Source organism: Undibacterium sp. SXout7W, assembly GCF_049339385.1.
Lineage (GTDB): Bacteria > Pseudomonadota > Gammaproteobacteria > Burkholderiales > Burkholderiaceae_D > Undibacterium.
Window position 1 is genome coordinate 73,688 of sequence record NZ_JBMPPF010000003.1, and the last position, 20,780, is coordinate 94,467.

Sequence of the window (20,780 nt, forward strand, 5' to 3'; positions counted from 1 at the left end):
TATCGTACAACTATCGGGTAACTGTAGCGTATTAAGCCCGCTGCATAAGAAGTTTATTGGGAAGCATCCTGCACACAATCCCAAAACCACAAGGCGCATACCTGTGAAATTGGAATAAAATATTGCCACTGTGCTGCATTTGTTGCTCGGCTGGAAAAGAGAAACAGGTTTCAGCATTCACCGCATACCTCATTGATTGAAAGAAGAAAATGGCAAACGCAGAATTCGGTACTGTATTTTTTAGTGAAATGACACTGGCAAGCTTTGACGGCAGCAAATGGTCTGACACCAGTTTCGTCCCCAGCGACAGCCTGCCCATGCATCCGGCGGCGCACGTACTGCATTACGCCAGCACTTGCTTTGAGGGCATGAAAGCATTCCGTGGTAACGATGGATCGGTCAACATCTTCCGCATTGATGATCACGTTCAGCGCATGCAAAACAGCGCAGCTTCCCTGCACTTGCCTATCCCTGATGCAGCGCAACTGAAAGCCATGATTATTGATCTGTTGCGCAAATTCAAAGATCAGGTTCCGGCGTTTCCGGGTTCTGCCTATATCCGCCCTACCCTGATCGGCACTGATCCTGCCATCGGCCGCGCGGCAGCACCTACACGCACAGCGCTGCTGTACGTGCTGGTATCTCCTGTGGGCGACTATTTCTCAGCAGACACCAAAATGCGCGTCTTGCTCGATACCGAAAACCAACGTTGCGCCCCGCACTTTGGCACCGTCAAATCCGGCGGTAATTATGCAAGTGCGCTCGGCCTGATCCAGCAAGCAAAAGAAAAATACAATGCCGCTCAAGTCATTTTTGCTCCACATGGTGATGTGCAGGAAACAGGTGCAGCCAATTGCCTGCTGATCAACGATAATGAAATCCTGACCAAGCCGCTGAACAGCGAATTCCTGCCAGGCATTACGCGTGACTCACTGCTGAAAGCCGGTGCCAAACTGGGCTATAAAATCAGCGAACGCAATATCAGCGCCGATGAACTGATCGAATGGATCAAAACTGGTGAAGTTGCATTGTCAGGCACAGCCGCTGTTCTGGCACCTGTCGGTGAAATCGTATACCAGGAAAAAACGCATGTCGTTAATCAAGATAAAGATCCTGTCAACTCAAAACGTCTGCGCCAATATCTGAACAATATTCAACAAGGAATAGAAGAAGACAGTTTCCACTGGATGACCAAAGTCTGATGATTTTTGATTAGTGCAAACTGAAAAAACATAGCAATCACGCTACATCAATTTACTTGACCGACGTTGAGTAACGTACAAAAAGCCGCTGAACATCAGCGGCTTTTTTATTCACAGACACCTGCATAAAGTCGATGCAGCGCACCGCTGCCACAGATTTTTATTTCTGTACATCTGCCACTGGCATCACCTCGGACGCCACAACCGGCGGCTTGAACATTCCCATCACATCACGCTTACCACGCTCCAGATAAGGGATAGGTTTGATCATCCATTCTGGACGAGGCTGCCCCAATAAGAAGTGGTCAAAAAATTCAGCCATATGTACCGTGTAATGTTTCACATGGTCACGGTCTTTCAGCCCATGTTTTTCGCCATTGTAGTTAAACCAGTAAGCTTCTTTTCCCAGCCTGCGCATGGCAGTAAAAAACTCAATCGCCTGATACCAGGGGACGGCATCATCGTCGTCATTGTGTTTCGTCAGATAAGGCGTCTGCACTTTATCAACATAAAATATCGGAGAATTCTCAATAAATTCTGCCGTCTTGTTCCAAGGCGTACCACCGATACGACTCTGCCCTGTCTCATACTGAAAAGCTCGCGACATGCCTTTGCCCCAGCGGATTCCACCGTAGCCACTGATCATGTTCGCCATCGATGCTCCCGCTTCAGCAGCACGAAACATATTGGTCTGGGTAATCATGTAATTGATCTGATACGCCCCCCAGCTATGCCCCTGAATTCCAACCCGCGCCGGATCAACATACGATAGAGCCAATACCTTTTTTACGGCAGGTATCACGGCACGCATCGCGCTCTTACCCGGATGCCCGGTCTGATACACAATATCTGGCCGCAATACGATGTATCCATTACTCAGATAGCGTGTGACATTGATGTTCTGGCTGGGTGCGGGCGGAACATAACGATGCAGGTTATCCGACATTTTTTCGTAGATATACACCATCATCGGATATTTTTTAGACGGGTCAAAATTTTCTGGCTTAGCCAGCAATGCTTTGAGCTTTTTTCCATCGGCGCTGGTGTAGGACATCAGCTCCTGCGTTCCCCAGTTATATTGCGTTTGCTGTGGATTGGCGTTGCTGATTTTCTGAGGCGCTTGCAGTTGCAAATCACTGGCCCAAAGATCAGGAAATTCCGTAAAACTCTGACGCGTGTATAACAAGGTTTCAGCCTGTTTAGCCTTACTGACATTACCAAACATATTGTCTGCCTGCAGTAAACGCACAGGCATGTTGCCCACAGAATCCTGCTGATAAAAACCCGTAGAACGATTCAATTGATGCGTCGCGCTCAACAGCCAGCGTCCCTGAGGCAATGCCTTCATCTCCGCCACCGGAATCACTTCTTCTGCGGGAATTTTTTTCTCCGCTAGCAAATCGATATAACGCAACTGCAACTGATGCTGACGACCATACCCTTGCGTCAGCATACGACTGGCGTTTGTCAGCGGATTGATTTCCCATAAATCGAACTGATCATACGCAACAAAATGCTGATCGTCGGCCGTCCAACCTGCATACCCGTAAGCGGAGCGCGGTTCTGGGGTATCCTGTTCATGGTCAAAAAAAGCAGAACGAATGTGTCCGGTCAGATTCAGGCGCGTACCTTCTTTTGTGGTCCACGCCAGCCACTGGCTGCTCGCAGCATCAAACACAAACAGATATTTTCCTGCGGGGGACAAACCGGGTAAAAAGCGCGATTTTTTAATCAGCAGTCGAGCGTCTCCGGTATTCAGATTCACGGCATAAGCATCCCGATACAAAGCGTCCCAGGATTGCAACATCTGATAGGGTACATCGCTGATGCCCATAGCAAATTCTGCATTTTCATTCACCATCACCTGTGGAATCTGGGGTGTAGCCAGTTGTACAAACCGCTGAGTCGCGATATGGACAACCGCTTTGTAACTCCGTTGTTTTTCTTTTTCTGCCTTCACTTTTTGCATGGATTGCAGCTCAGGGTCCTGCCAGTGCCAGAGATCGACTTTCATCGCTTCTGGCGCATCTGGTGCATCAATCGCTTCGTTCAGAGGTAATGCTGACGTACCTAAAAACAAGCGTTGTCCATCTTTGCTAAAACCTATTTCAGCATATTCATTTACACTCCATCCGACTGGCATTCCTGCACTTGTGCGACTGACCAGTACACTGGCGATTTGCTGATGGTCACGCCAGTAGTACAGATCCATCAGATCTGGTGATTTGTCTTTTTCCTGACTGGCAATTGTCTCTTTTTTCTGTGTTGCATCCGTGGCTGAGGATGTTGACTGTGTTGATTGTGTCGATTGCGTTGTATTTTCTTTGGATATATTTTTTGCAGCCAATTGCTCACGATTACTGATGAATGCCAGTTGTTCACCAGCGTCGTCAAATCGCAGAGATTTATAGCTGCCAGCGCCGGTGATGACGGCAACCGCCCGTGCTACCGACGGGACCACCACATACACACCATCTTGCAAACGCCCCCCATTTTCTACAGATGGCCTGACTATTGGTGCGGCGATGACTTCCTGACCAGTCTTCTCATTTTTCGCAACCTTGGAATCAACTTCCTTGTTTTTATTATTCACGCTGAACGATAAACGGCTGCCATTTTTTGCCCACGCAAACTCTGTGACATTCTGAAATACGGTCCGCCGATTCTGAGCAATATCGATCAGAGTCAATTCTGTGGCAATCATTTTTTTCTTGCTATCGGCCACAGGGAGCGACTGATCAGCCGCATCGGAAACTCCGGTCACATCAGTCACTTCCAAAGCATCTACCAACTGAACTGTCACTGGTGCTGTAGCAGGGTCAGTTACTAGCGTTTTCCTGATTTCTGTCTTTGTTGTCTGCGGTATCTGTAATGTCTGCGACGTTTGATTATTGATAACGGCATTGACCGCCGGACTATTTTTGGAGGCCACGACAGGCTCTGACAACACGGCCAGAAAATCACCACCCTCTTCCGGCCATGCAAACTGCCTGACATGCTCAATACGCTGAACGATACCCGTCTGCAAATCAATGATTCCTAAACCCGATTTAGGTAATTCATCGGCTTTTTTGTTTGCCTTTTTTGCCTGATCCAATTCAAGCTGAGTTGCTTTTATGGCGAAGGCAGCATAACGACCATCTGCACTGAATGCAGGTGCAGTTCCACGAGCAACTCGCCATTCACGGGCATCCTTGATATGACGAAATACGACCTCGCCATCCGCTTCTTGTGCGATCAGTGCATAGGCTGCCCACTGACCATCACGACTGAGTATTTCATGCTGAATGCTACGCCAGTTAGCATAAACATCATGGGTAATTATTTTCTTCTGGCTGGTAACAGAATCTGGTGTCACCGCAACAGTGGGCGCCTGCACAACACTGGCAGCATGCGCTGCACCACCACACAAAGTCGTCATGAGCATCGTTGTGGTGTACAGCGTCCACAAAGAACGCAGTCTGTCGTCATGCTGTGAAATAGTCGGCTTGATCATCGGTATAAAGTCCTGTCTGCGCTTAATGCTTTGCCTGTCTCTGACTGTTTTTCAGAAAGAAACCGTTAAAAGAAAAACGCTGCGTGATTCCTTATAAGAGTAACGCAGCACAGAGAATGGAAATTAAGACTACAATCAATCTGAAGAGTTCAGCCTTTTTTAGTATGCGTATAGCTAAAAGGAAGTGATTTCAAATCCAGTTGCGCCTTCTGGCAATGCAGATAAATCAGCAAGGCGACTTGCGCATCATTGGCGGCATATAACATCTGCTTTTCAGTCAATGAACTGCTGGCCCAATTGGAGGTCGATGTTTTTTTTGATTTTTGCAGTTCCATTCCGAAAAATTTAGCAACTGCCGCTTTGGCTCCCATATCATGTTGCTTATTTTCTCGTAACGCGCGCGCCAGATCGAGCACGTGATGCACGCTGATACCCAATTTACGATGCAGGTACTTCATATCATCGCTGAGCCCAAAACCTACTTTAAGTATCTGGTCCGATTCCAGCAAAGCTTTGACCACATCAGTGTTGATAGGGCGAACGACAGGAAACAAAAATACCGCATCCTCCGTTGCCAGCTGAATCAGGTGCGGTCCATCGGAATGCTGCCCTTTTAAAAATACGGGTCGGGATTCCGTATCAAAACCCAGCACCGGAACATTTTTCATCTGCGCGTAGGCAGCATCCGCCTGAGCTGCATGTTGAATGACGTGGATGTTTTCCGGTCGAATACCTGGATATGCTGGATATACCGGAGAAATGCGGGGCGCGGGGAGAGAACTATCGATGTCGGGATTCATACCGAAATCATAAGCGAATATGTCTGATGATATCCATAAACATTCAATCACCGCTGAATCGGCATTGAATCTGTATGAAATTAACGTTGATGATCAGCTTCAGTGAGCCCTTGATATCATCCCAACCATATGCCATCACTCGGGCGAACTGCGATACGCTTTAACGACAATGAGACAATACAACAATACTTATGCGCCAGACAGCGCAGATTTGTCATGATCACCTGATGCATCGAGACGACGCCGACGACGTGGTGCCGTTATTCCGGCAAGCTCGATCACCAGTGCCTGACCATCGGGTAGGGACACGGCAATTTTTTCCTGCCCCTCGTCCCAGACGTGGTAGACCGTCGCATTGCCGATAGCGGCAGACTTTTCTAACCTTGCACCGACAAGCAACTGAGCGACCTCATGCACCGTTTCCTGTTTCCACAATAACTTTGTCATATTCATTGCACCTGAAGATGGCTGAAACGTTTGGTAAATGCCGATACGTCCATCGGTCTTCCAAAAAAATATCCCTGTACCTGACTACATTTCATCGTCAATAGCAGATCTGCCTGTTCCTGACGCTCCACGCCCTCTGCCACGACATTGAGTCCCAAACTCAGTGCCATCGCAATAATCGCACTGGCAATGGCGGCATCATCAGGGTTGAGATGAATATCATTGATGAAAGACTTATCAATTTTGAGTTCATCAATCGGAAAGCGCCGCAAGTACGACAAGCTGGAATAACCAGTACCAAAATCATCCAGCGAGATAGACAAGCCCAGACTTTTGAGCGCACGCAATGCAATCAGGGTGCTACTGACATCTTGCATCACCATGCTCTCAGTCAACTCCAGTACGACGTTAGCGGGATTAGCACCGGTTTCGGCAAAAATGGCTCCCACGCGTTCCGTCAGATCATCCTGGCGGAACTGGCGCGAAGATACATTGATGGCAATTTTAAGACCCGACAGACCTTGCTGATTCCAGATGACCTGTTGGCGACAGGCTTCAGCCAGCACCCATTCTCCGAGTTGCAAAATCAAGCCAGTTTCTTCCGCCAGTGGAATAAATTCAACAGGATGAATCAAGCCGATCTGTGGATGCTGCCAGCGCACCAGCGCTTCTGCACCGACAATCTGATTGGTGAGCAAATCGATTTTGGGTTGATAATGCAAAAAGAATTCATTGCGCTCCAGACCGCGGCGCAACGCCCCCTCCATGTTCATACGACTGATCGCACTCAGTCCCATTTCAGGCACAAACTGACGCACGCTGTTGCGACCGTGTTCTTTGACACGGTACATCGCGATATCTGCATAGCGTAAAAGAATTTCGCCATGATCACCGTCTCGCGGGTACAAAGAAATGCCGATACTGGTCGTGACAAATACGTCGTGCCCGTGGATGTTAATCGGGCGCGACAGCGATTGAAGGATTTTTTCTGCAACGACATCAACGTCGCTGGTTTCTGGCAAATCGGTCAGGACGATGACAAATTCATCACCGCCGAGGCGCGCCACGGTATCGGTCTCGCGTACACATTGATTGAGGCGCTGCGCCACCTGCTTGAGCATTTCATCACCAGCACCATGCCCCGATGCATCATTGATCAGCTTAAAGTGATCCAGATCCAGCAACATCACGCCGACCGATAAATCCTGACGCTTGGCCCAGGCAATCGCCTGCGCAATACGATCATTGAGCAAATTACGATTTGCCAGACCGGTCAGGCTGTCATGTGTGGCCTGATATTCAAGCTCTTTCTGATAATTAACACGCTCACTGACATCATTGATCACACTGACAAAATGCGTGGTGACTGCGCCCTGCGCATCCTTGACCGGAGAAATATGCAATTCATTCCAGAACTGGCTGCCGTCTTTGCGGTAATTACGCAACAAGGCATGTCCTTCGCGCTTCTCACGCAAAGCTGCGCGGATTTCTTCGAGATCAGGTTGCGCCAAATCCTCGCGCACCAGAAAACGCCCCTCCATACCAATCACTTCCGCGGCCTCGTAGCCGGTAATACGTTCAAATGCCGGATTCACATACACAATCGAATGGTCATGTTCATCACTGCGCGTAATCATGATGCCATTGCTGCTTGACACCAACGCTTGTTCCCGCAACAGCAATGCCTGCTCCACTTCTTTGAGCTGGAACTGGCTCTCGGTAATATCCTGCTTTACGGCGACCAGGTGTGTGATCGCACCTTCATCGTTGTATAACGGGCTGACAATCTGCCTTTCCCAATACGAGCGTCCGCTCTTGTGCTGATACAACACCTCGCCATGCCAGTGCTGACCAATTTTCAGTGCCAGCAATTCCTGCTTCCGGGCTTCATCAGTTGTGCCACCGATATCCCAGAGCACTGCTTTCTTCAACACGTCGCGCATGCTGTAACCAGAGGTGGCGCTGTACGCAGCATTACAATATTCAAGCTCCCCGGCAGCATTGGTAATCACAACAGAGAACGGACTTTGCTGCACTGATAATGCCAGAAACTCGATATTGTCCTGTAAATCATGATGGTCATGCGTCGTCAACAGGGCATAGATTGCATCAGACAACTCATAGGCAAACCGTTGGAGAATGACCCGCGCAGGTGAATGCGGACTCAGATCAAATTCGGCACTGACACGTAATAGCACCTGAACACAGGAAGGATGCCTGACCGGCAAGACCAGATGATACGGCACCGCTGCCTGACGATCTTCATGTTCTTTGCGCTCTGCATGCGCTGGATCGATGGCGCGGTAGGTTTCTGTTTTATCGCCGAAATCCAGCTCCAGCGATGCCGTCTGATAACCAGCGCGCTCGACCAGAATCCGGCAAAAGCCACCGAGCATCCCGGCGATATCAGCCGGATACCAAAGACAATGAGATAACTCGCCCAGTAATAAGTACCACTCTTCCAAGCGCTGAGATTCAGCATCCAGCGTATCCGGTGTGTCTTTTTTTATCATATCGGTTCAAGTGTTATAGCCATCGCCGTAGAAAGTTGCTTTGAGGAAGTTTTTATACTCTGCAAATAATATTCATGCAATAAAACATGGCTCATTATGAGCTAAAAGCCTCATCTATTCATTGCGCATTGCAGCAAAACTGTGTGCTTAAGTCGGCCTTGCTGGCGTTTTTGCCTGCATTTCTAGGTTAAAATCGAAGGTTTGGCAAACATTATTCCTCGCGCCCTTTGGGGTGACGATAAAGGCAGATAGCACGATGCTCACATTTCAACAAATCATCCTGACATTACAAGACTACTGGGACAAGCAAGGCTGCGCCCTGTTGCAACCTTACGATATGGAAGTGGGCGCGGGAACTTCGCACACAGGTACGTTTCTCCGCGCAATCGGCCCTGAGCCTTGGCGCGCAGCCTACGTACAGCCTTCGCGCCGTCCCAAAGATGGCCGTTATGGCGAAAACCCGAATCGTTTGCAACACTATTATCAGTATCAGGTGGTCTTGAAACCGGCGCCGGAAAACATTCTGGATCTGTATCTGGGTTCGCTGAAAGCGCTGGGACTGGATTTACAGCAGAACGATATTCGCTTCGTTGAAGACGACTGGGAAAACCCGACGCTGGGTGCCTGGGGTCTGGGCTGGGAAGTCTGGCTCAATGGTATGGAAGTTACGCAATTTACTTATTTTCAGCAAGTTGGCGGCCTTGATTGCAAACCGATTCTGGGTGAAATCACTTACGGTATCGAGCGCTTGGCCATGTATTTGCAAGGTGTTGAAAATGTCTATGATCTGGTCTGGACAGAGCGCGAAGAAAACGGCAAAACCATTACACTCAAATATGGTGATGTGTTCCATCAGAACGAAGTCGAACAATCGACCTTCAACTTTGAATATTCCAACACAGATTTTCTGTTTTCCCTGTTCAGCAATTATGAATCGGAAGCAAAGCGCTTGTTGGAAGTAACAGAAAAATCATTGGCATTACCTGCTTACGAAATGATTCTGAAAGCAGCACATACATTCAATCTGTTGGATGCGCGCGGCGCTATCTCGGTGACCGAGCGTGCGGCCTATATTGGCCGGATCCGCAATCTGTCCCGTGCCGTTGCCGCCGCCTATTACGCGTCGCGTGAAGCGCTGGGCTTCCCGATGTGCGCTGCTGACGACAAGCATAAGCCGGCACCTACTGTTGCATCCACCGCTGCGCCTGAGGCTGCTTAAGACCGAATTGACTGGAACATCCAACATGAATCAAACATTATTAGTTGAATTACTCACTGAAGAACTGCCACCAAAGGCACTGGCCAAACTGGGTGAAGCATTTTCTGCAGGCATTGTGGCAGGACTGACATCGCGTGATTTTCTGGAAGCCGACTCTGTTGCGACCAGCTATGCGTCACCACGCCGTCTGGCAGTCAGCATCACGAATGTACGCGGCACATCACCTGACAAACTGATACGCGACAAAGTATTGCCGGTCTCTGTCGCACTGGATGCAACTGGTCAGCCGACTGCACCATTATTGAAAAAACTGACTGCGATGGGTTTTTCTGACGTACAGATCAGCCAACTCGAACGCGCCGTCGATGGTAAAGCCGAAAGCTTCTTTTACAGCTATACCTCTGCTGGCTCAGTACTGGGTACGGCCCTGCAAAGCGTGCTGGAAGAGGCGATCAGCAAATTACCGATTCCTAAAGTGATGAGTTATCAGCGTCCTGATGGCGATACTGTGCATTTTGTGCGCCCGGTTCACAAGATCATCGCCTTGCATGGTGCCGACATTATTCCGTTGTCCTTACTCGGCTTGAACAGTGACCGCATTACCAAAGGTCACCGCTTCTTGTCCGCCGGTGAAGTCAGCATCAGTAACGCCGATAGCTATGCTGCTGCGCTGAAAACTGAAGGCAAAGTCATTGCCAGCGTCAGCGAACGTAAAGAACAAATCCGCACTGCCCTGCTGGCGAAAGCGGGGACTGATTTGGTGCTGATGCCAGAATCGCTGTTAGACGAAGTTACCGCTCTGGTCGAATGGCCAGTCGTGTATGAATGCCATTTCGAAGAAGAATTCCTCGCCGTACCGCAAGAGTGTCTGATTCTGACCATGCAAACCAATCAGAAGTATTTTGCGCTGACAGATACAAACGGCAAACTGCGTTCACGCTTTCTGATCGTCTCGAATCTGGAAACAGCAACACCAGAACACATCATTCAGGGTAACGAGCGCGTGGTGCGCCCACGTTTGTCGGATGCGAAATTTTTCTTCGAGCAAGATAAGAAAAAAACCCTGGCATCACGCATACCTTTGCTGGCCAACGTGGTGTATCACAACAAACTCGGCACACAGGCAGAGCGAGCAGAACGTGTTAAAACACTGGCAGGCAACATCGCCGCATCACTGAATGCCGATGTTGCGCTCGCAGAACGCGCCGCGCTGCTGGCGAAGACTGATTTACTGACCGATATGGTTGGCGAATTCCCAGAGTTGCAAGGCATCATGGGAACGTATTACGCGCTGCATGATGGCGAATACGCCGATGTCGCTGCGGCAGCATCTGAGCATTACCAGCCACGTTTTGCTGGTGATACATTGCCTGCAACGCTTACAGGCACGGCAGTGGCGCTGGCAGACAAGCTGGAAACACTGGTCGGTATCTGGGGCATAGGCTTGCAACCAACAGGCGACCGCGATCCGTTTGCGTTGCGTCGTCATGCACTTGGCATCTTGCGCATGCTGGTAGAAAAACGTCTCTCTTTGTCCTTGAACCAGTTACTGGCAAACACGGTCAGTCTGTTTGCTGGCAATAGTCATTTCAAAGACCCGAGTGTGGATGTGCTGAATTTCCTGTTCGACCGTCTGCGTGGTCAGTTGCGTGAACGTGGCTTTGCGCAGAATGAAGTCGAAGCCATCGTAGCTCAAAGCCCTGACACATTGTCCAATATCGTTGAGCGTCTGCAGGCAGTGCAGGCATTTGCCGCATTACCAGAATCCGTTTCGCTGGCAGCCGCCAACAAACGAATTACCAACATCCTGAAAAAAGCAGAAGGTACGCCTGGCGATGTAAATCCGGCACTACTGCAGGAAGCAGCAGAACAGGCGTTGGCCAAAGCTATGGCAGACGTGAAGCCACAGGTAGATGCGGCCTTTGCTGGCAACGACTTCACCGGCGCACTGAAAACTCTGGCTGCGTTACGGGCAGAAGTCGACAGCTTCTTTAACGATGTGATGGTGAATGCAGAAGACCCGGCTTTGCGTAACAACCGTCTGGCGTTATTGGCCAGTCTGCACCTGATGTTGAATCAGGTAGCGGATATTTCCAAGCTGGCAGCATAATCGTGGGCGCAGAAAAAGGACAAGCGATGAAACTCATCATCCTTGATCGAGATGGCGTCATCAATTTTGATTCAGACGCGTTCATTAAATCACCGGATGAATGGACGCCCATTCCAGGCTCGCTGCAAGCAATCGCGCGCCTGAATCAGGCTGGTTATCGGGTCGTGGTAGCAACAAACCAGTCTGGTATTGGCCGCAAATTATTTGATATGGCAACGCTGAACGCGATACATCACAAAATGCATACGGCGGCACAACAAGTGGGTGCCACGATTGATGCTGTTTTTTTCTGTCCGCACATGGCAGATGACAGCTGTGATTGTCGCAAACCAAAGCCTGGCCTGCTGCAAGAGATCGCCCGACGCTACGACATCAGCTTAAAAGGCGTGCATAGCGTCGGTGACTCTTTACGTGATCTGCAATCCGGCTTTGTCATGGGCTGTATTCCACATCTGGTGCTGACCGGCAAAGGTCATAAGACGCAGGAAAAAGGCGGTCTGCCACCGGGTACACAGGTTTATCCTGATCTGGCATCCATGGTCGATAAATTACTCGGTGCGACCATCGCTGATATCAATATTGCGATCTGAATACGCAGCATCGCACAATCTGGAGACTTCATGCTTCGTGTTATTCCGTTTATCCGCTCCCTGATCTTCACCCTGCTGATGATACTGGTGACCGTCGTCTGGGCGCCTATCAGTATGCTGTTTGCTTTTTTGCCTTACAACCAGCGTTATTACATTACTGCTCGCTGGAATGTTTTTGTCATCTGGGCAGCCAAAGTCGTTTGCGGCATTCATTACCAGACCAAAGGGTTTGAAAATTTCCCGGATGCGCCCGTCATTTTACTGGCCAAGCATCAGTCTGCATGGGAAACGATTTTTTTACTGATGGCAACGCCACGCCCTCTGGTGTTTGTGTTCAAAAAAGAAATCACTTACATCCCTTTTTTTGGCTGGGCAATTTCTATGTTGCGCATGATCCCGATTGATCGCAACAAGGGAAAAGATGCCTTTGCGCAGGTAGTCACTCAAGGCAGAAAACGATTGGCAGATGGTCAGTGGATTATCATGTTTCCAGAAGGCACCAGAATTGCTGTGGGTAAAAAAGGTCAGTATAAAGGTGGCGGCGCAAGACTGGCCGTGGAAACCAATACGCCTGTCGTTCCGATCGCGCTGAACTCTGGTGAATGCTGGCCTAAAAATTCTTTCATCAAAAAACCAGGCGTTGTCACTGTTTCGGTCGGCGCACCTATCTCACCGGAAGGCCTGACGGCTCCTGAGCTGATGCAAAAGGTCGAGCATTGGATAGAAGCTGAAATGCGTGTGATTTCGCCTCAGGTATATCGTCACGAGCAAACAAAATAAATTCTGCCTCACGAAGGAAGTCGGAAAAAACACAAATCTGCAAAATCAGTCACACTGTCGATGACTCTTTTTTCTGTTGATGTGAATCTCCATTTTAATCATTGAAATGAAATCCCGATTTCCTTCCGTGAACCAAGTCATTCAGCGCGCGCTGCAAATGGATTTGTTCAGCGATTTTCTTGTGCCGGACAGTCTTCGTCAGTCCGGGCCAGCAACCGTGTTCCCGCCACGTCCATCGCCTGTCACGAACAAGCATGATGATCAGCAATCAACGGGCAAGCAACCGCCACGATCAACTGATACTCCACAGAACAAACGTCGCATTCTGATCGACGATCAGCTGCTGGAATACGATTTACAACGCTCAACACGACGTAGCATCGGCTTTCTGATTAACGCCAACGGCCTGCGTATTACTGCACCGCGCTGGGTCACGATTGCAGATATAGAAAATGCCATTCAGGAAAAACGAGGCTGGATACAGCGCAAGCTCAATGAACGCAAAGAGCGTGTACAACAACAGCCTAAGCATCTGCCTTGGGGCGATGGCAGCAAACTTCGCTATCTGGGTGAGGACATCATTGTCAGAATGACACTGGGATCATCAGCCGGTACCCATTTCAATCCGGAATCCAGAGAACTGACTATCCATCTGCCGCTCGATGGCGGTGAGCAGCAATTGAAAGCCCGCATGCGCCACTGGTTGCAGCAAGAGGCCAGACGAGTATTTCTGCAACGCCTGCCGATTTTTGCCGAGCAACTGCATGTACGCTATCACAGCATGTCGCTGTCTTCGGCCACAACGCGCTGGGGCTCCTGCAATTCCGCTGGAAAAATTCGTCTGAACTGGCGACTGATTCACTTTTCTCCGATGATGATTGACTATGTGGTCGCGCATGAACTCGCGCATTTGCGTGAGATGAATCACAGTCCTCAATTCTGGGCCATCGTCAAATCGGTTTTTCCGGAGGTCGAATCCGCAAGGCGTCAGCTACGTCAGCACAATGCCGCGGATCTTCCCAAAATTTAAGGGAGTATCTGCTACGATGCCTCCCAATCATTGAAAATAAAGGCGTACCAGCCTGTTACTTAACTTACTCCCCCTCAGTATCAATAAAGGATATGCAATGAGAATACTTCACACTATGCTGCGCGTCGGCAACCTGCAACGCTCAATTGATTTTTATACGCAGGTACTGGGCATGAAGTTACTGCGCCAGAGCGACAATCCGGAATATCAATATACCTTGGCATTTCTGGGCTATGGCAGCAATCCTGAGCATGCAGAACTGGAACTGACCTATAACTATGGCGTAGAAAGTTATGATCACGGCACCGCTTACGGTCACATCGCGATTGCGGTACCCAATGCGTATCAGGCATGTGATGCAGTACGTGCACGCGGTGGCAACGTGACGCGCGAGGCTGGCTCCGTCAAAGGCGGCTCGACTGTCATCGCTTTCGTGCAGGATCCGGATGGCTACAAAATTGAACTGATAGAAAAATCATCCGAAGTCACACTATGAAGCCGTCTTGTGAGAATTGAAAAGTATGAAAGCAAGACACTAAGGCAGAATTAAAGCAACGCTGAACAAGCCATCCATATCCGGCTTTAAATCAACTTCACCGACACCCACTCCCAGACAGCATGTTCAGCGTGTTTCGCTGCCCTTACTGACGCATCCGCGGGCGTTTTAACCCGCCTTATCTCATGATGGATGCCCCTGCGCCATCAAAAGATGATGCATCAGATGAATATTGACCAACGCCAATGCCGTGATGCACTACCCGCATTTTAGAGATCCACTCCGACATGTCCGCGAACAGGTGATCGGCGAACTGATGCGTCTCCAGCATCTGGCGAAATTTAAATATGATGATTGCATCACAAGTCGATAGCAGTGACGTGATACAAATTGGCACTATCGTACAACGTTTCAGTCCGCTTAAGCCTTGAATAATATCAATGTCAAATATGCAATATTACCCCTGATGATTGATTTGTGAGTCCGTCACCATTCGAGAAGTTACAAGCCAGAAGTAAAAGAATTTCTACGAAAGCAAGAGAAAATTGCATGCCGTTAATGACAAAATGATGACATTTATCGCTTAATTGGAACAACTTTAGAATCGCTGATACTAATCGGAGAGTGTCCGAATGTAGTACTGTATTTTAACAATCGAGCAACATCACCTTTTTAATCGAAAACATGACAATCAATTCCTCTCCTCGCTTATTACATGAATTGACCAAATCAAATCCAAAAGATGCCCAAACCGATGAAGCCGTTATCGTGGATGTGCTCATTTTTTGAATGTAACGGATGCATTCAAAGTAGCGTAGCAAAAGGAGTCGTGTTCGATGGTGCGAATTTCAGTATTTTTAGGAGAGCACATCCAAAACAAATAAGTAACTAATAGGAAAGACCTTATGATTTCTAAGTTTTTTAATTCGCCTCTTTCAATGCCAGGCACCATCCCCAGCACAAGTGGACTGCTTAAAGCACGAGAGATCGAACCAAGAGTACCGAACAATACACCACCAGTTCGCTCAGAACGACCATCGGTTTCTCCATCTACATCATCCGGGTCGGAAATAAAAAATAATGATCCGCGATTTTATCTGCCGGAGCCCAAAAAAGCGGGGCAAAAAAACTCGAATGGCCCCGACCACGTCAAAAGACAGAGTACGCATGCGTTTCTCGGCATCTACCAACAATATAAATACCGGGGTAATAACATGCGTTTTGAAGATGCTGGAAAACGAGCTTTCCGCGCAGAAAAAGTAGAAACGCCTCAGGTAAGGTTTATTAAAGACGAACAAAAATTGCGTAGCGGAATCACCCTTGAAGCTGCGACAGCGACACTGGAACATTTAGAAAGAGGGTGGAACAGAGACTATGAAACATTGCAATCCCCCCAAAAAAACACAAGTCCCGTCAGATTTTTTACCTTTGAGGGAGCATGGAAAAAATTTACAAGCGGTACGCGTAAATTACTGTCTTTTGGAGTGGGAAGTGACCCGTTGTCTTCAAAGCTACCTCAACATATGGATGTCAGGGGTTTCACACCTAAATCAGTAAGCGGAGATAAAACGGCATATCACCGCGAAAACAAAGTATTTTCTGCCCTAAAGCAGCGCGAGAAAAAACTCCAAAGCGAATCAGACAATCCCCTTGAATCCGCCACGCACCCACAGCCATACCTTGCTTCGCATGTATTGAAGAATCAAGTCGAAAAGAAAAAATTGTATTTAGAACGTGCCGAAGAACTCAAAAATTTGCTTGATGTACCAGAGAGGGGATTTAAATTTCCTGACTCTGATTTAGCGCAAAGGCTTGATGAGTTAATCACGAATATAAAATCGGGGCAAGAACAGGCGGAAAATGATTTAACTTCAGCAATCACTGATTTGGAAATTCAGCAAAATTACGCATTGGATAGCTCTTTGTCTCAATGTCAGAAAACGATGGCCGCCGAAAATCCTGCGGATATAGAAACCGCTTTAGCAGAGCTGAAGGATGTATTTAAGGCAATACAGGAAAATCCGGAATTCAAAACAGGTACTCACTTTTATATTCTTGCACCAACGATACAAACCACTGTCGGAATACTTGCCCATTTTTCTGCGGATGAGGTTCGTCAAGTCGCGAAAGACATTCAAACTTGTCAGGCTCGAGAAGAAGCATCGATGAACGACTTGAATCTTTTCAGGAGCCATACACGACCGAAGGATGGATATACGCTTTCCGAAGCGACAAAAAAGCTTTTTTATCATTACGGATCGCTCACTGGCGGTGCTCCGGGTTTGAATTGCTTGTTCAATCTCAATATGGACTCACAAGGTGCTAAAGGGTTGAATCCGAAGGGAATTGATTTTCAAGCACTGGTCACTTTATGTACAGCAAAGACAAAACTTGAAACAATTGAACAAATCACGATGGGCGAGTCTGGCTCAGTGGCAGAGGAATATAAAAATAAAGCGATTGCACTTTACAGCGATGCCATCGCCGGTGCTGAGAGAATTCTACAAAATGTGCATGATAGCTACTCTATCTCAATGGCTTTCAAAAATTTGCACAATGAACTAGATAAAGAAAAAATCATAGAAATTTTTGATTTATTACAAAATGACAATCCTACAGACGCAATAGCAACCGCTAATGCACTATTACGGGAGTTGGGTGACTTAACAACAGGCTCAAGCGATGAGATAGTCAAAGTGAAGACGCATTTGCAAGAAACACATGATAAAGATCATCTGATAAATGCCTGCGAAGTTCTGAAGAAACTCATCGAGAGCAACGGCATAGTGCAAGCTGATCAGTGTTTACAAAGTGTGCGTGAGACCATGCAGATACCCGATATGACTGCACTTTTGTCCAACTCTCCCCCTGACAAAGAACGTCTTAAAGCAGTAATAAAAGAATTACAAAACATACATTCTGAACTTGACATACACACAGACCTTGCAAGTCATGAAGCAGTCGCTTTTAGCTTGGTGGGAAATGGGCTGGACACCAGCGATCCGGCTATCAGCCATTCTGTCAAGTGGTGTGAAGACAGCTTAACGTATATTCAACGTTCCGGCGATGCACTGGAAGGCAAACCAGTCATGCCTAACCTATTCGGACGAACAAAATTTAAGTCGCAAGACCCACGGGAAACGGCTGAAAGTTTCAATTTATTTAGAAGAAAATCAGCGAATGCATTAAGACAAAGTTATTTACCCGGAGGCGTAAAACCCTTCACATCGATGCATGTGGCCGATGAGAGATTACGCAACTTAAGTGGATTATTTGATACCTTAGTTCCATCCACATTAGTGTTGCCTTACGCGAAACCAGGCAATCAAGACCTTTTGCATTTTGCGAAACAAGGTGCAAAGATTCGGCATTTTTGCGCAGCATTAAGTAAAGATGAGCAAATGCAACTTGCCGCCATGTTTTTTGCCGATATGAAGTACAGGAAAGCAGAAAAAGATGACGAGGTAACAGTTACTGGTCATTTTAAATCAATAAAAATCGACGAAAAAAAAGAAACGGAAATTCCAGTAGAAGAAGGCATTCACCAAGGAAAAACGACGACTGCCCGATACGGGCGCGCTGCACTCATTTATCCATATCAATTGAATCAAGATAGAGAACTTTATGTACTTTTATATAAAAGTCTCGCGGAAATAGATAGTGGGCAACACTTTATGGAAGTGTTATCTAACAAAAATGACGCGGATCGGGGCAAGATCATTGATGCAGAATTCATCGGGATCATGGAGAGCTGGACTCAGAGTAAACGGCAAAAAGAGCTTGGTACCATCAGCGAAAGTACCTCTGAGAGTAACAACAGATCACTCGATATGGAATCAATGACAACCGAGCGTGACTTTGTGAACATTGGAGATAAATTAATAACCCGGCTCACTGGCACTCCCGACGAAACAATGGAACGGATGTTTGGTAGTCCAGAAAAAGGACAGGAATTATTGCAGTCCTTACGTAAGGCGCATTTAACGGTGGATAGTTCATCTGATCCAGAGTTCAACATTGATATGAAATCACCGGAAGATGTAAAAAAGTTCTTAATGCAAATTCTCAATACCAGTGGACCAGGAAGCCGTGTGCATGTGGAAACCGGAACCCGGCGATCTAATCCTTTGCTGTCATTGACGCAGTTTTTTTCAACTACGTTGACAGCCGGTACGGTACGCATTTCAATGTCATCAGACAACATTAAAAAGTACACAATGGATATTGGCTGGCAATCAACTGGGGTAGAAATTGCCATCACACAGCATCACTCAAAAGAACGTGGCTTGGGCGGTAAATTGTCAGCCCCCATTCCATTTGTTAGTCTTGGTCCCGTAGCATCAAGCCAATGGGCAAAAAAAGGAGAGGATACCTTAACCATCAGAGTTCCACGTACTGGCAACGATGAAGAGGCTCTCGAAAAATTACGAAATGTGGTGCATATTTTGTTCCCGGATCCAGCGCAAAACATCTCTTCGCCAGCTCCGGTTCAAGAGAAATCGATACACGGCATCGGTCCGCTCATGGCAAAACTATTTATTGACAATCCTGCTTTGTCAATCAGCCAATCTACACTTGCACAAAAAACCAGCAGTCTTTCATTAGGTGCTTCATTAGGTGTGTCGGTCCCTGGGGTTTCAATAGGCTCCGCTACTGCGACACGAACGCGAATACGGGACCGAATTGCATCAAAAGATACTATAGGTAACGGGCGAATCGAGAGAAGGGCAGAAACCACCATGGTTGTAGACAATATGGTTGCTAATATATTGTCCACTGGTGCGTCACTTGCGGATGAAAATGGAAAAGGATTGGATGATCATGGATACACATTTAAAGTCGGTGGGTTAAGTGCGTATACCTACACACGTACTAATCCGAGTAAATTTTTTACTTTGCGCGAAAAACTTAGCACCAGACACCGCGCTGTGAACCCATTCGGAACGCGCGCTGACGTTGAATTTCAAACATGGAAACAAGTTGAGCCATATCTTAAAAAGGAGCGCGAGTTTTGGATCGATCTTCAAGCCAAGGAACTGAAAAAAACGTTTCCCGACATGCCAGCGATAGAGCAAATACGTGTTGCTAACGAATTGTTGGACGGCCTGATAGCAGATACCAAGGATAGCGCGGAAAAAGCCGATTTCTGGACTTTTGCCTTACTGCATTGGATAAACAGAGATTCTAAAACGGTTCTGGAAGCTCTTTTAGCACAATGCGATCTTGCGGATCGCCAGAATAACAAGGAAATGAAGGATGAAGCGGATAAAAGCATCAGGATGCTTCTACAGAACTCCAGCACATGGGATCCTTTCCGCTACGTGTGCTTCGAAACAGGACGATATTCTGATCGGCTTGGAAACCCGATTCTTGCTCCTTTTTACCGAGAAACCAGCAGCACTTCAGCTCGTGGTGGTCAAGTTTATCCGTTGCAAGATGAATTTGGACTCAGTGATACTAACAACGAACCAAGGAGATCAAATCAATCTTCAGTAGAAAATAGGCAATCATTATCACGACTTCCTGCTGATTTTTTGGAATTTGAGGAAGAGGAAACCAAAGAAGAAGAATCTGACACGGAGGATATCCAATCACCTCGACTTCCCGCTGCCCCTCCTCGTTTTAAGAAAGTGGAAACCACTGAAACATCCGAAGTAGATCATACTCAGGCGGTACCAGCACCTTCTGAACCAGAAAATCATGTTGAACAATCAACCCCAAAATCATCGCCAAAAAATGAAGAGAGAACTCAGAATGCTTATTCTCAGCAATATGCGGAGGCACTAAATCAACAGACTAATTCCGATTCACAGCGCCAGCCCTCGGATAGGGGTGTGGCAGCAGGTGTTAGGGAAAGAGCGATGAGGGAACTACAAAAACGTGGCCTCAATACGACACAAACGAACAACAAGAACAACTACTGACACGGTATTTCAATGTAGTAGTTGCGACCTGATCGAACTTGTAAAGAAATTTGTGTCAATGTCCTCGGTTCAATAATCTCTTACGAGGGATTGACCGATGGATATCATAATGAATAGAGAAAAACGTAAAACATTAGCCGAAAAAACTAACCAAAGATATTAACGTGAGCAGG

The 20,780-nt window shown here is 47.5% G+C and carries 12 protein-coding genes; 8 read left to right on the top strand and 4 right to left on the bottom strand.

What is annotated here, in order from left to right; translation table 11 throughout:
* The first annotated feature begins 209 nt into the window (after nucleotides 1–209).
* Nucleotides 210–1,202 carry a branched-chain-amino-acid transaminase gene (gene ilvE, locus ACO0LB_RS04295; RefSeq protein WP_423046834.1) on the top strand — a complete coding sequence of 331 codons (993 nt, stop codon included), beginning with the start codon at nucleotides 210–212 and terminating at the stop codon, nucleotides 1,200–1,202.
* Nucleotides 1,203–1,362: 160 nt separating this feature from the next.
* Here the strand turns inward: ilvE and ACO0LB_RS04300 are convergent, their stop codons facing one another.
* The 4 genes from ACO0LB_RS04300 to ACO0LB_RS04315 all read right to left on the bottom strand — a co-directional run bounded on the left by ACO0LB_RS04300 (nucleotide 1,363) and on the right by ACO0LB_RS04315 (nucleotide 8,458).
* Complete coding sequence (locus ACO0LB_RS04300) at nucleotides 1,363–4,698, bottom strand: alpha/beta hydrolase family protein (RefSeq protein WP_423046836.1); 3,336 nt, start codon at nucleotides 4,696–4,698, stop codon at nucleotides 1,363–1,365.
* Between the two features lie 149 nt (nucleotides 4,699–4,847).
* Entirely contained in the window at nucleotides 4,848–5,498 is a 651-nt protein-coding gene (locus tag ACO0LB_RS04305; RefSeq protein ID WP_423046838.1) for a 3'-5' exonuclease, read from the bottom strand.
* A 189-nt stretch (nucleotides 5,499–5,687) separates the two neighbouring features.
* Nucleotides 5,688–5,945, bottom strand: a complete 258-nt coding sequence (locus tag ACO0LB_RS04310; RefSeq protein WP_423046840.1) for a hypothetical protein — start codon at nucleotides 5,943–5,945, stop codon at nucleotides 5,688–5,690.
* Nucleotides 5,946–5,947: 2 nt separating this feature from the next.
* Entirely contained in the window at nucleotides 5,948–8,458 is a 2,511-nt protein-coding gene (locus ACO0LB_RS04315; protein ID WP_423046842.1) for a putative bifunctional diguanylate cyclase/phosphodiesterase, read from the bottom strand.
* A 256-nt stretch (nucleotides 8,459–8,714) separates the two neighbouring features.
* On the opposite strand from ACO0LB_RS04315, the gene glyQ reads away from it, so the two are divergent.
* The 7 genes from glyQ to ACO0LB_RS04350 all read left to right on the top strand — a co-directional run bounded on the left by glyQ (nucleotide 8,715) and on the right by ACO0LB_RS04350 (nucleotide 20,607).
* On the top strand, nucleotides 8,715–9,677 hold the full coding sequence (gene glyQ / locus ACO0LB_RS04320) for a glycine--tRNA ligase subunit alpha (protein WP_423046844.1): 963 nt from the start codon (nucleotides 8,715–8,717) through the stop codon (nucleotides 9,675–9,677).
* A 25-nt stretch (nucleotides 9,678–9,702) separates the two neighbouring features.
* Nucleotides 9,703–11,787: a glycine--tRNA ligase subunit beta gene (glyS, locus tag ACO0LB_RS04325; protein WP_423046846.1), complete on the top strand. Its 2,085-nt coding sequence runs from the start codon at nucleotides 9,703–9,705 to the stop codon at nucleotides 11,785–11,787.
* 26 nt (nucleotides 11,788–11,813) lie between these two features.
* The gene (gmhB, locus tag ACO0LB_RS04330; protein ID WP_423046848.1) at nucleotides 11,814–12,377 is read left to right on the top strand and encodes a D-glycero-beta-D-manno-heptose 1,7-bisphosphate 7-phosphatase; all 564 of its coding nucleotides are present in this window, start codon (nucleotides 11,814–11,816) and stop codon (nucleotides 12,375–12,377) included.
* Between the two features lie 30 nt (nucleotides 12,378–12,407).
* A complete protein-coding gene (locus tag ACO0LB_RS04335) occupies nucleotides 12,408–13,157 on the top strand; it encodes a lysophospholipid acyltransferase family protein (protein ID WP_423046850.1) in 750 nt (249 codons plus the stop codon).
* 106 nt (nucleotides 13,158–13,263) lie between these two features.
* On the top strand, nucleotides 13,264–14,187 hold the full coding sequence (locus ACO0LB_RS04340; RefSeq protein WP_423046852.1) for a M48 family metallopeptidase: 924 nt from the start codon (nucleotides 13,264–13,266) through the stop codon (nucleotides 14,185–14,187).
* 97 nt (nucleotides 14,188–14,284) lie between these two features.
* A complete protein-coding gene (gene gloA / locus ACO0LB_RS04345; RefSeq protein ID WP_423046854.1) occupies nucleotides 14,285–14,683 on the top strand; it encodes a lactoylglutathione lyase in 399 nt (132 codons plus the stop codon).
* A gap of 905 nt (nucleotides 14,684–15,588) precedes the next feature.
* A complete protein-coding gene (locus ACO0LB_RS04350; RefSeq protein WP_423046856.1) occupies nucleotides 15,589–20,607 on the top strand; it encodes a hypothetical protein in 5,019 nt (1,672 codons plus the stop codon).
* Nucleotides 20,608–20,780: the final 173 nt, after the last annotated feature.